The 12,290-nt window shown below is 70.8% G+C and carries 8 protein-coding genes; 3 read left to right on the top strand and 5 right to left on the bottom strand.

Features of this window, described 5'->3' with window-relative positions; genetic code table 11:
* Positions 1-29: 29 nt before the first annotated feature.
* Complete coding sequence (locus AC3ETA_RS26390) at positions 30-1,484, bottom strand: LCP family protein (protein WP_432195389.1); 1,455 nt, start codon at positions 1,482-1,484, stop codon at positions 30-32.
* Between the two features lie 142 nt (positions 1,485-1,626).
* On the opposite strand from AC3ETA_RS26390, the gene AC3ETA_RS26385 reads away from it, so the two are divergent.
* Positions 1,627-2,655, top strand: a complete 1,029-nt coding sequence (locus AC3ETA_RS26385) for a glycosyltransferase family 2 protein (RefSeq protein ID WP_432195388.1) — start codon at positions 1,627-1,629, stop codon at positions 2,653-2,655.
* Between the two features lie 24 nt (positions 2,656-2,679).
* Here the strand turns inward: AC3ETA_RS26385 and AC3ETA_RS26380 are convergent, their stop codons facing one another.
* From AC3ETA_RS26380 to AC3ETA_RS26365, 4 genes are all read right to left on the bottom strand, one after another.
* Entirely contained in the window at positions 2,680-4,257 is a 1,578-nt protein-coding gene (locus tag AC3ETA_RS26380) for an LCP family protein (protein ID WP_432195479.1), read from the bottom strand.
* A 446-nt stretch (positions 4,258-4,703) separates the two neighbouring features.
* Positions 4,704-6,509, bottom strand: coding sequence for an LCP family protein (locus AC3ETA_RS26375; RefSeq protein ID WP_432195387.1), 1,806 nt, complete (start codon positions 6,507-6,509; stop codon positions 4,704-4,706).
* Positions 6,510-6,733: 224 nt separating this feature from the next.
* A complete protein-coding gene (locus tag AC3ETA_RS26370) occupies positions 6,734-7,942 on the bottom strand; it encodes an LCP family protein (protein WP_432195386.1) in 1,209 nt (402 codons plus the stop codon).
* Between the two features lie 430 nt (positions 7,943-8,372).
* Entirely contained in the window at positions 8,373-9,128 is a 756-nt protein-coding gene (locus tag AC3ETA_RS26365) for a TIGR03089 family protein (protein ID WP_432195385.1), read from the bottom strand.
* 140 nt (positions 9,129-9,268) lie between these two features.
* On the opposite strand from AC3ETA_RS26365, the gene AC3ETA_RS26360 reads away from it, so the two are divergent.
* Positions 9,269-10,969, top strand: coding sequence for an N-acetylmuramoyl-L-alanine amidase (locus AC3ETA_RS26360; protein ID WP_432195384.1), 1,701 nt, complete (start codon positions 9,269-9,271; stop codon positions 10,967-10,969).
* A 216-nt stretch (positions 10,970-11,185) separates the two neighbouring features.
* A complete protein-coding gene (gene manB, locus AC3ETA_RS26355) occupies positions 11,186-12,268 on the top strand; it encodes a mannose-1-phosphate guanylyltransferase (protein ID WP_432195383.1) in 1,083 nt (360 codons plus the stop codon).
* The last annotated feature ends 22 nt before the right edge of the window (positions 12,269-12,290 follow it).

Genomic DNA, 12,290 nt, shown 5'->3' with positions numbered 1-12,290 from the left:
CATGGCTGGTTCCCGACCCTGTTCCGGGGTTACGAGCACCCGGTCTCGTCGCCCCGGACCACCGCGGAGTGGCTCTGCAGCGGGTCCTCGGCCCGTACCTTGCGGACCTGCTTGAAGTCCTTGCCCACGATCACCTTCAGCGTCGGCCCGAGCCCTTTCACGGCCCGCAGCTCGCTGCCGGGCAGGGCGGCGGCCAGGGACTTCGCCGAGCGGTCCCAGCCGGGGTCGTGGGCGACGACCGTCCGCTTCAGCGAGTGTTCCGCCGCGGGCACCGGACGTCCCGTCGTACGGAACCCGATCCCCGCCAGCGCGGTGTCGGCGCGCTTGCCGAGGCCCTCCTGCGCGGTGCCGTTCTCCACCTGGACGTGGATCTGCTGCGGGGCGACCTCCACCGGGACGGCCCGGTGCCGCGTGCGCTGTTCGGCCAGCGGCTTGTCCTCGCGCAGGGATCGGAACAGGCGCTCGGCCCGCTCGGTGTCCCACTTCACCGTGGAACCGAGGCCCTTGACCGTGTACCCGAGCTGCCCGATCGGCACGGTCGTGAACTCCGACGACGAGGGCGAGAAGTTCCGCATGGCCCGCCCGAGGTCGAGCAGCTCGCCCGTGCCGAACTCCTTGTCCGCCCGCACCGACCCCAGCACCGCCCGCGTCACGTCCCGGAACCGCATCGGGTTCAGCAGGATCCCCGACGACGTCGCCCGCTCCACCAGCGCCGCCATGAACCGCTGCTGACGCTGCACCCGCCCCAGGTCGGAGTCGCTGTCGATGTGCCGGGCGCGCACGAACTGCAACGCCTCGCCGCCCATCAGCCGGTGGGAGCCGGCCGACAGGTCGAGGCCGGTGTAGGAGTCCTTCAGCGGCTCGGCGGTGCAGATCCGCACCCCGCCGAGCACGTCCACCGTCTTCATGAAGCTGGTGAAGTCGACCTCCAGATAGTGGTCGATCTTGACGTGCGTCATGTGCTCGACGGTGCGCACGGTGAGGTTCGGACCGCCCTCCGCGTACGCCGCGTTGATCTTGATGGCGTGCGCCTTGCGGCCGTCACCGGCCGGCACCTCGGCGTAGGAGTCGCGCGGCAGGCTCACCACGCTCGCCCGCTCCCGGTCCGCCGAGATGTGCACGATCATGATCGTGTCGGTGCAGTGGCACGGGGCGCCGCCCAGCTTGTACTTGCGCCGCTCCTCGTCGCTGATGCGGTCGCGGCCGTCGGTGCCGACGAGCAGGACGTTCATCCCGTGCCCGGTCGGCGGCCGGTTCTTCATGTCCTTGAACGGGTCCACCCGCTCGATCTTCGCGTCCAGGCTGGTCACCACCGCGTGCCCGATGCCGGCGGAGGCGAGCACCACGACGGACAGCGTCGTCACCGCCCGCATGGCCCAGCGTGGCCGCCTGCGCCGCGCTGGAGCGACCGGCCGCTCGCCGCCGCGGGACGGCTGCGGGCGTCGCTGCGCGGGGGTGGGGGAGCGGCGGGGCGGCGTGGGCATGGGGCGGTACCTCCGCTGGGGCTTGCCCTGGGGGCCGAACGTGGGATCCGTGAGCACCGTAGGGCCATACGATCTGCTGCCCGGAGCACCGGCACCGGCGGGGCGCACCGGTGTCCCCCGTTCGCGGTAACGTGAGCCCCCTATGAACGCCAATCCCGACGTGCAGCTCCCCGCCGTGTCCGTCATCATGCCCGTCCTGGACGAGGAGCGGCATCTGCGCGGAGCCGTCCAAGCGATCCTCGCGCAGGAGTACGCCGGCGAGATGGAGGTCGTGATCGCCCTCGGTCCCTCCACGGACCGCACGGACGAGATCGCCGCCGAGCTCGTGGCCGAAGACCCTCGCGTGCACACCGTCCCGAACCCGACCGGACGTACGCCCGCCGCGCTCAACGCCGCGATCAAGGCATCCCGGCACCCGATCGTCGTCCGCGTCGACGGGCACGGCATCCTCTCGCCGAACTACATCGCCACCGCCGTACGCCTCCTGGAGGAGACCGGCGCGCAGAACGTCGGCGGCATCATGCACGCCGAGGGCGAGAACGACTGGGAGCACGCCGTCGCCGCCGCGATGACCTCCAGGATCGGCGTCGGCAACGCGGCCTTCCACACCGGCGGCACGGCCCAGCAGGCCGAGACCGTCTACCTCGGTGTGTTCCGGCGCGAGGCGCTGGAGCAGCAGGGCGGCTACAACGAGGAGTTCATCCGCGCCCAGGACTGGGAGCTCAACTTCCGTATCCGCGAGGCGGGCGGGCTGATCTGGTTCTCGCCGGAGCTGAAGGTGTCGTACCGTCCGAGGCCGTCGGTGAAGGCCCTCGCCAAGCAGTACAAGGACTACGGCCGCTGGCGGCACGTCGTCGCCCGCTACCACGCCGGCTCCATCAACCTGCGCTACCTCGCCCCGCCGACGGCGGTCTGCGCGATCGCCGCGGGCCTCGTGCTGGGCGCCCTGGTCACCCCGTGGGCCCTGGTGGTCCCCGGCGGCTACCTCGCGGCGATCGCCGCGGGCTCGGTCCCGGCCGGCAGGGGCCTGCCGCTGAAGGCACGCCTGCAGATCCCCGTCGCCCTCGCGACCATGCACATGTCCTGGGGCTACGGCTTCCTGACCAGCCCGCGTTCGCTGGCGCGGAAGGTCATCGCCTCCCGACGCCCGGCGGTGTTCAGCGCGAGCTGAGCGCGCCGCCGGGCGCGGCGCCCGTCACCAGGTGAATCCGTCGTTCACCTTCATGCACGCCTTGCTGTCGGAGGCGTTCAGCGCCTCCGCCGTGTCCGGCGTCCTGTCGTCCTTCTCCGGGGCCCGGTACGCCGTGCCCTCACGCCAGTCGGCGCCGACGACCAGGGTGACGCCGGAGACGTCCGTGGACTTCTCCACCGCACTCGTCGGGATGCCGAGGGCCTTGGCGAGCCGCTGGGCGTCGCCTTCGAACTCGGCGCTCGGGTAGCGCACGACGGTCGCGTCCGCGGTCGGCGTCGTCGAGGAGTCCGCGGCAGCCCGCGTGAAGCCCTTGTCGACGAGCAGCCCGGCGACGGTGGTCGCCCGGCCGGAGACCGGCGCGAGGACGTCGGTGCGGGTGCCGTTCTGCACCTGCACGGCGATCTCCCCGTCCGCGGCGGCCGGGTCGGTCGGCGCCTTCTCCTCGGTGGTCTTCTCCTTGTCCTTGCCGTCGAGCGCGATGTCCTCACGCACCAGCCGGAACAGCTTGGTGGCGTCCTCGGTGGGCTCGACGCGCGAACCGACGTACTGGTTGGGCATCGTGGTCATGGTGATGCGCGACGTCGGCACCTTCTTGAGCTCGCCCGCCAGGTCGTAGAGCTTGGCGACCGTGCCGATGCCCTCGTCGACCGTCAGTGCGTCGGTCGCGGCCTCGGCGAGCTTGCGCAGCTTGTTGGGGTTGCTCAGCTTGGCGTTCTTGCGCAGCTCACGCACCATCGAGTTCATGTACTGGTGCTGCGCCTCGGCGCGGGCCAGGTCGCTGCCGTCCTCGAAGCCGTACCGCGTGCGCAGCCACTGCAGGGCCTGCTCGCCCTTGACGTACGTGGTGCCCTTCTCCAGCTTCAGCCCGGAGCCGTGGCCCTGGCCGTCCTTGGAGTGGATGTTCTTGTCGACGCAGACCGGGACGCCGCCGATCGCGTCCGCCATCGACACCACACCGGCGAAGTCGATCATCATGAAGTGGTCGATGTGGATGTCGGTCAGCTTCTCCCACGTGGCCACCGTGCACCCCGGACCGCCGCGCCCCAGCGACTGGTTTGTCATCGTGCGCAGGCGCGACTCGTAGACGTCGCCGCTGTCCGGATCGGTGCACTTGGGGATGTCGACGAGCGTGTCGCGGGGCATGCTGACGACCGACATGTTCGAGCGGTCGGCGGAGACGTGCAGCAGCATCTGGACGTCGGCGAGCGGTGTGCCGCCGAACGTCTCCTTGGCGCCGCCGAGTTTCTGGTTCTCCTCGGTGTCGCGCGCGTCCGAGCCGATCAGCAGGATGTTCAGCGGCGTCTGCCCGGCCGCGTTCGCCTCGGACTCGGCCGCGCGGTCCTTGGCGTCGCCGAGGTTGAGGTCGTCCTTCTTCAGATTGCCGTTGAGGTGCTGGTAGTAGAGATAGCCGGCACCGGCGGTGCCCAGTATCACCACGGCCAGTACCGTCGCCGACCAGCGCAGCACGCGCCGTCTGCGGGGTCTGCCGTCGGTTCCCCGGCCGCCCCTGGAGCCCCCGCCACCGTGCCGGCCGCTCTGGTCGGCCGGCGTGGCCTGGTCGGCCTGCGGGGTGAGCGACATGGTGTCGTCCACCGCGGGGGCCTCCCCTCGCACACTGCTCTGCGCCAACTCTCCGCCCTTCCCCACCCTTGGCCCGACACGGCCGCGTTCCGCGTCGGACCTCCCTGTCCGGTGCGGAGCGAACCATGGCAGACCACTCTGTCCGACGCCGGTTCGCAACCTGTCAGACCTCTGTGGGTCCGAGCCGGGTTGGCCACGCGTCGGCAAAATCCGTGCCGGGTGCGCCGCGTGGCGCACCCGGCCAACGCCGGCTGACACACCTGTGTCGTGTGTCAGACCAACGAGCGACGAGGACAGTTGCGTTCCACGCCGCAGATTCCGTACAACGGTCCTCCCACGGCGATCCCGTACGGCTGACCGTGTGCCCCGGGCCGTATGCCGGAGCGGGCCCGTCGCACCCCGAGTGGGCGGTGGGACGGGCCCGTTGAGCCCTTACCGGCTGCCGGCTACTTCGCGCACTCGACCTTGTCGGCGGTGGACTTCTCCACGTCCGGCGCCTTCGTCGGCGCCGTCAGGGGCACACCCGCGCCCTTGAAGTCCTTGCCCAGCGTCAGCGTCATCGTCGGCAGACCCTGCGCGTTGGTGACGCTCTTGCCCGGCTTCATCGCCGACCCGGAGAGCCCCATGATGTCGGCGAGCCGGCGTGCCTGGTCCGCCTGGTCGGGCGCGTACTCCAGCGTCGTCTTCGCGAGCGACGCCGGGGCGTTGCCCGCGTTCTCGGACTTGGACACACCCTCCTCGTTCTGCAGCCAGGTGAGCGTCTCCGACGCGCTGCCCGAGGGCGCCCCGCCGTTGAGGACCTGCACCCGCACCTCCGAGGCGTCGGCCTTGGTGCCCTTGAGCCGGGCGGCCACGGCGGCGGCCTCCTTCTGCTTCTGCTGCTTGACCGCGGTGAAGGAGACGTCGTTCTGGATCGCCTGGAAGACCTCGGGCGCAGTCGACTCGTTGAGCACGACGGTCGCCTTCACCTGCTCCGTCGGGTTGTCTATCACCGGCACCGTCGTGAAGGTCAGGTTCTTGGTGTTGAGCCGGCCCAGCTCCAGACCGAGGTCCTTCAGCTTGTCGATGGAGTCGAGCTGGGAGTCGACGGTCAGCGCCTTCGTGCCCGCCTCGGCCAGCTTGATCATCTTGGTCGGGCTGCTGAGCGTGTCGTTCGACTTCAGCTTGCGCATCAGCGCGCTCAGGAACTGCTGCTGGAGCCCGATCCGGCTCAGGTCACCGCCGAAGCCGACCGAGTGCCGGGTGCGCACGAAGGCCAGCGCGTCCTCGCCCTCGATCGTGTGCTTGCCCTTGGTGAGGTTGAGCTTGGAGTCGCGGTCGTTGATGTCCTTGGCCAGGCACACCTCGACGCCGCCGACCGCCGTGGTCAGCGTCTTGACCGCGTTGAAGTCGGCCACCATGAAGTTGTCCGGCTTGATGCCGGTCAGCTCGGTGACGGTACGGGCGGTGCAGCTGGGCGTACGGTCTTCCTGGCCCAGGCTGGTGTTGAAACGGACGCCGGTCTCGCCCGGGATGACCTTCTCGGAGCCGTCCTCCAGCGTGGTCGGGCAGTCCGGGATGTCGACGATGAGGTCGCGCGGGATGCTCAGCGCGGTCGCGTTCGAGCGGTCCTTGGAGACGTGCAGCAGGATCGTGGTGTCGGCGTGGCCCGCGCTGCCCGAGTCCCCGTACTTCTCGTTGCCCGCGCCCGTGCGCTTGTCCGTGCCGATGAGCAGGATGTTGATGGCCTTGTCCTTGCTGAAGCCACCGGTGCTCGCGCCGTCGTCGCTCACGGACTGGATGTTGTCGTTGAGGTGCTCGATGTAGAGGTACGCACCGGCCGCGGCGGCGACCACCACGAACGCCATGATGCCGCCGGTCCAGAGCACGGCCTTCTTCGCCTTGCTCTTCTTCTTCACCGGCCGGCGACTGCGCCGCCCCGGCAGAGGCTCCTCCGGTGCCCCCCTGCGCCTGCGCTGCGGCGGGACCTCACGGCCCGGCGCCTGACGGGACTCCCGTCCCGGCGCGGCGGTCCTGTTCCGTACGGCGCCTCCCGCATCGCCGGCTCCGCGGGCGCCCCCGGCTCCTTTTGCTGCGGTACCGGTCGAACGCGCGGCGGCGCCTGCGCGGGAAGCGGCCCTGCGGGGGCCTGGGACCGGTGACTGCGGAGAGGAAGGACCCAGTCGCAGTTCGTATTCACCGGTGTTCGGATTGAGCACCCACTGGTCTGCGGGATCGATATCGTCCGCCCGCCCACGGCCTTGCGCGTCCACGGTTGTCTGAATCCTCCGTCGGGGCCACGCGGCGCCTACCCCCTCCAAGGCGCTCGGGTCTCGGTCAAACAGTGCGCAAGCCTAACTACGGCAGGGAGCACCGGGGCGCTCACACTATCCGCCCAGTTCAGCGTGGAGCGAGGACGGTGACAAATTCCACGTCCCTACAACTGGGCAATCTGCCGCATTTCTTTGAATCGGGGTTCGCGGACTTGGGGAGTGCTTTACCCGCAGGGGTTCTCGGCGGCCGTACTGCCGCGGAAAGTGGGTGCCGGAGATGGGGGCCCGGCGGGCTCGTCGGACCCCTTCGCACCGGACTTCCGGTCCTCGTCGCTGGAACGCTTGTGCGAGGAGCCGCGAGGCGGTCTCTGGGACTTTTCGGTCGAATTCACTACTTCCACCGGCGCGTCGATCCGCAGCCGTTCGAAGAGGCGCTCGGCCTCGGGTTCCACGAGCTGGTCGCGATTGGCGTTGTAGACGTACGACTCCCTCGGAACCGTGAGGAATTGCACGCGTTCGGTGGGGATGTCGCGCACTCCCCGCGCGAGTTCGTACAAACCACGCAAGCTGGCCAGTGCCGGGTCCGTGGTCAGCGACGATGTGGCGGCGTCCAGGACCGGATAGAGCCGCACCGGGTTCAGCAGGACGTCATTGCTCTGTGCCTTGTGCACGAGCGCGGCGAGGAAGCGCTGCTGGCGGTCCATGCGGTCGGTGTCGCTGCCGTTGCCGAGGGACTTGCGGGCGCGGACGTAGCCGAGGGCCTGTTCGCCGTCGAGGGTCACCTTCCCGGCCGGGAGCCTGAGCTTGGCGGCCTTGTCGTCGATGGGCTTCGCGAGGCAGATCTCGACGCCGTCGAGGGCGTCGACCATCTCCTTGAAGCCGTGGAAGTCGATGACCATGTGGTGATCCATGCGGATGTTCGTCATCCGTTCCACGGTGCGCACGGTGCAGGCGGAACCGCCCACCTGGAAGGCGTAGTTGAACATCGCGAACATCGGCTCGCTGCGGCGGCCGTCGGAGCGGCGGCAGCCGGGGACGTCGACCATGAGGTCGCGGGGTATCGAGACGGCGGTGGCGCTGCGGTGGTCGGACGACAGGTGCAGCAGGATCGTGGTGTCGGAGCGCTCGGTGCCGGAGTCCTTGCCGTAGCGGCGGTTGCCGGAGCCGGCCCGCGAGTCGGAGCCGATCACGAGGATGTTCTGGGCGCCGCGCACGAGCGAGGTGGGGCGCTCCTTCTCGTACCGGGCGAGTTCCGCTGCGGCGGCCTCGTCCGGGGTGATGTTGGAGTCGAGCTTGGCGTACACGCCCCAGGCGACGCCCGCCGCGACGACGACCACCAGCCCGACCCCGATCGCCCCGCGCCGGACCCAGCGCCGCACAAGCCCCTTCCTGCTGGCCGACGCCCCTCGGTGCGCATCTGCGGTGTCGGTCACGGCTGTGTCCACCCCTCATTGCGTACAGCGTGTGGTGTGGGCTGCTGTTACGACCATGGCGTGGATGGGGGGTGGGGGGTGGGTCGTGGTGGGCCGAACGGGTGAGGGTGCCTGCGGTGCTCGGGCCGGTGCTTGTGGTGTTCGGGTGGGGGTGCTTGTGGTGCTCGGGCCGGTGCTTGTGGTGCTCGGGCCGGTGCTTGTGGTGCTCGGGTGAGGGTGTCTGCGGTGCTCGGGCCGGTGCTTGTGGTGCTCGGGTGAGGGTGTCTGCGGTGCTCGGGTCAGGGTGCTTGCGGTGCTCGGGTCAGGGTGTCTGTGTCGGGCTGTGGTGCGGTGTTCTCGGCGCCGGTCCGCAGAATTCTCAGCCCGTCCGGGGGTGGCAGCCCCAGGGGGCGTGGCGGCGCCGGGTGCCTGCGAGGGGCGGTGCTCGGGGCTACCGGGCCGTCGCCGTCACCCGTTCCGCCTCGATCCGCTTGGCCAGGGACTCCTCGCCCAGTGCGTCGAGATGCCGGCACAGGACCACCGAGCCGCCGGTCGCCAGTGCCGCGTACAGGCCGGCGGCGAGGCCCTCCCAGGTGTCGTACGGCAGGGCCGACAGGATCCGTGAGCCCGGACCCGTGAGCCCCAGGGCCGGCGCCTCCGCCCGGGCGCGCTCGACCAGTTCCGCCGCGCTGAACTCCCGGCCCGCCACGATCAGCGCCGGGTCCTCGGGATCGACCGGCGCGTACGGCGCGAAACGGTCACCCTGGCTCGGCACCTCGACCGCGTAGTCGGCGAAGCCGGCCGGCGGCTGCGGGAAACGGCCCCCGAGCGGCCGCAACGCCAGCGCGACCCGCTCCCCGCGGCACGCCCGCGCGGCCTCCAGGTCGTCCGGTCCGCTCACCACCACGTCGGCTGCCGCCGGGTCCCCGCCCACGTCCGCGATCGTGCCCACCGACGAACATGCCAGCAGCCACACCGCCGTCTGCCAGTGCGTCGGCAGCAGCAGTGTGACCCGGTCGCCCGGTCCGGCCCCGAGGTCGCCCTGCAGCAGATTCGCGGTCTTGGCCACCCAATTGGCGAAGGTGGCCACGGACAATTCCACGCGTTCCCCGGTGGCGTCGTCGTAGAAGGTCACCAGGGGGCGTCCGGGATCCGCGGCGAGCGCGGAACGCAGCAGGTCGGCGGGGGTGCGATCGGTGGCATTCACCCGCGCAAGGGTACGCGCAGCGGTGCTCGCGCACCCCGTGGTGGGCCGTTCCGCCGCCACCGGTTCGGCGGAACCGAGGGCCGACGTGCCGTCAAGTTCCCGATGGACAGCTTTGTATGACTATGTCCAACATCAGGAGCATGCGTGGATTCCTTGCTTCCTCGATCGGTGTCACGTGCGCGGCCGCTCTCGCTCTCCCGCTCACTCCACCCGCCGCCGCGTCCGTGCGGCCGGCGCTCGGAGCGGAAGCCGCCAAGAGCGGGGCGACGGTGACCGCCGGATCGGCGTCCCGGCGTGCGCATGCCGAGCCGCCCGTCCCCGGCAGCACTCAGTCGCTGCCCCTCGTCCCCCTCACCCGTGACCGTTCCGCCGGCACCCCCACCGAACAGGGGCTGCCCCGACGGGACGTACGTCACTTCTCCCTGGTCGGCGTCGTCTGGGACGACCCGGCCACCGAACTGCACGGCCGCGTCCAGGTCCGCACCCGCGCGGTCGCGACCGGCACCTGGTCCGGCTGGCAGGACGTCGAGACCCACAACGCCGAACACGCGGCCGACCCGGGCGCCGCCGAGAGCTCCGCGGGCGGCGTGCGCGGAGCCACGGCACCCCTGTGGGTCGGCGACTCGGACGGCGTGCAGGTACGCGTGACGGCGGAGGGCGCGGATCCCGATCCGGGGGCGACGAAGCCGAAGTCCGAGGCGCCGGAACCCAAGCCGAAGTCTGAAGCGGGCGAGCCCAGGCCGAAGTCCGAGGCGCCGGAGCCCAAGCCGAAGTCTGAAGCGGGCGAGCCCAGGCCGAAGTCCGAGGCGGGGGAGTCCAGGCCGAAGTCCGAGGCGCCGGAGCCCAAGCCGAAGTCCGAAGAGGCGGAACCCGAGCCCGAGTCCGAGGCCGCGGCGCCCGAGTCCGAGCCCGGAGCCAAGTCCGATGAGGGCGAGCAGGGTGGGGACGACACAGCCGTGGACGGCGCGGCCGTCACCCCGCTGCCCGCCGGCCTCCACCTCGAACTCGTCGACCCGGGCGACCCCGCCCCGACGCAGAGCGAGCCCGGCCCCCGCCCCGGCTCGCTGAACCCCGAAACCCTCGGTTCCGCCGAGACCCTCGCCGCCTCCGCCGCCAACGCCGAACTCGCCCCCCTGGGCGCCACCGAGATCCCCGCCCTCGAACGCGCCGAGACCGAGCGGGAGATGCTGGCGCTGCGCGGCAGCGAGCTCACCGAGGAACAGCGGGCGAAACCGTACATCGGCCCGCGTCCGCGCATCGTCACCCGGCGCGGCTGGGGGGCCAACGAGAGCTGGCGGGAGCGGCAGTTCGCCTACACGAAGAAGGTGAAGGCGGCCTTCGTGCACCACACCGCGTCCGGCGGCAAGTACTCGTGCACCCAGGCTCCCTCGCTCATCCGCGGTATCTACCGCTACCACGTCCTGAGCATGGGCTGGCGCGACATCGGCTACAACTTCCTCGTCGACAAATGCGGAAACATCTACGAGGGGCGCGCCGGGGGCGTGACGAAGCCGGTCCTGGGCGCGCACACCCGCGGTTTCAACAGCAACAGCATGGGGATCGCCGTCCTCGGCAGCTACGACTCCACCAAGCCGACCGTGGCCACGGTGAACGCCATCGCCCGGCTCACCGCCTGGAAGCTCGGGCTCTACAGTGCCAATCCGCGCGGAAAGACATACCTGACGTCCGGCGGTGGCAATCTGTTCCGAAAGGGCAGGAACGTACGGCTGAATGTGATCTCCGGCCACCGGGACGGCTTCTCCACGGCGTGCCCCGGCCGGCTGCTCTACGCCAAGCTCGGCACCGCCCGCGCCTCCGCGGCCCGTCTCCAGGGCCGCTGAGGCAGGGAGGGCACTTCACGGGGAGCACGGGGAGTACGGGAAGTACGGGGAAACACGGGGGAGTACGGGGCGGGAGCGCATTCACCGCCGTCGGGGGAGGAGAGGCGGGATGTGTCGTCATACCGCACTGCCGTCGAGGGCGCCGCACAACGGTCTGCATACACTGGCCGGCCGAAAGACAGTTCGGCCGGTCCCGGCAGGAAGCAGAGACGACAGGTGACAGAAGCGATCCTCCTGGTCGGCGGCAAGGGCACTCGGCTGCGTCCGCTCACCGTGCACACACCGAAGCCCATGGTTCCGGCGGCCGGGGTGCCGTTCCTCACGCACCAGTTGGCGAGAGCGAGAGCGGCGGGCGTCGAGCACATCGTGCTGGCCACCTCGTATCTGGCCGAGGTCTTCGAGCCGTACTTCGGCGACGGCTCGGCGCTGGGGCTGCATCTGGAGTACGTGACGGAGGAGGAGCCCCTCGGCACGGGCGGAGCGATCCGGAACGTGGCCTCCCGGCTCCACTCGGGGCCCGAGGACCCGGTCCTGATCTTCAACGGGGACATCCTGACGGGTCTGGACATCCGGGCCCTGATCCGTACGCACGGGACGACGGGCGCGGATGTCTCCCTCCACCTCACCAAGGTGACGGACCCGCGGGCGTACGGGCTGGTCCCCACGGACGACACGGGCCGCGTGACGGCGTTCCTGGAGAAACCGCAGACGCCCGAGGAGATCGTCACCGACCAGATCAACGCGGGGGCGTACGTCTTCCGCCGTTCGGTCATCGACACGATCCCGGCGGGGCGGCCGGTGTCGGTGGAGCGCGAGACCTTCCCGGACCTGCTGTCGGCCGGGGCGCACCTACAGGGCATGGTCGACTCGACGTACTGGCTCGACCTCGGCACGCCGGCGGCGTTCGTCCGGGGCTCGGCGGACCTGGTCCTCGGCCGTGCCCCGTCCCCGGCGGTCCCCGGCCGCTGCGGCGACCGCCTGGTCCTCCCCACGGCCCGGGTGGCCCCCGACGCCAAGCTGACCGGCGGCACGGTGGTGGGAGAGGGCGCGTTCGTCGCCGAGGGCGCGCGCGTCTTCGGCAGCACGATCCTGCCGGGTGCCGTCATCGAGCCCGGCGCCATCATCACCGACTCCCTCATCGGCACCCGCGCCCGTGTGGGCGAACGCTCCGTCCTCACCGGGACGGTGATCGGCGACGGCGCGGTGATCGGCGCCGACAACGAACTGCGGGACGGCGCGCGGGTGTGGTGCGACGCCCGGATACCGGCGGGCGCGGTGCGCTTCTCACCGGATCTGTAGGGGGTGCCTGCGGCGGCCTGTG

The organism is Streptomyces sp. bgisy027, from assembly GCF_057710365.1.
Note: the sequence above shows the minus strand (reverse complement) of the source record. Positions and strands in the feature narration are given on the sequence as shown.

Bases quoted from the DNA above. Each gene is read 5' to 3' on its own strand.
- AC3ETA_RS26380 (WP_432195479.1), bottom strand. From the start codon at position 4,257: ATGTCGCTCACCCCGCAGGCCGACCAGGCCACGCCGGCCGACCAGAGC.
- AC3ETA_RS26385 (WP_432195388.1), top strand. From the start codon at position 1,627: ATGAACGCCAATCCCGACGTGCAGCTCCCCGCCGTGTCCGTCATCATG.
- AC3ETA_RS26390 (WP_432195389.1), bottom strand. From the start codon at position 1,484: ATGCCCACGCCGCCCCGCCGCTCCCCCACCCCCGCGCAGCGACGCCCG.
- AC3ETA_RS26360 (WP_432195384.1), top strand. From the start codon at position 9,269: ATGCGTGGATTCCTTGCTTCCTCGATCGGTGTCACGTGCGCGGCCGCT.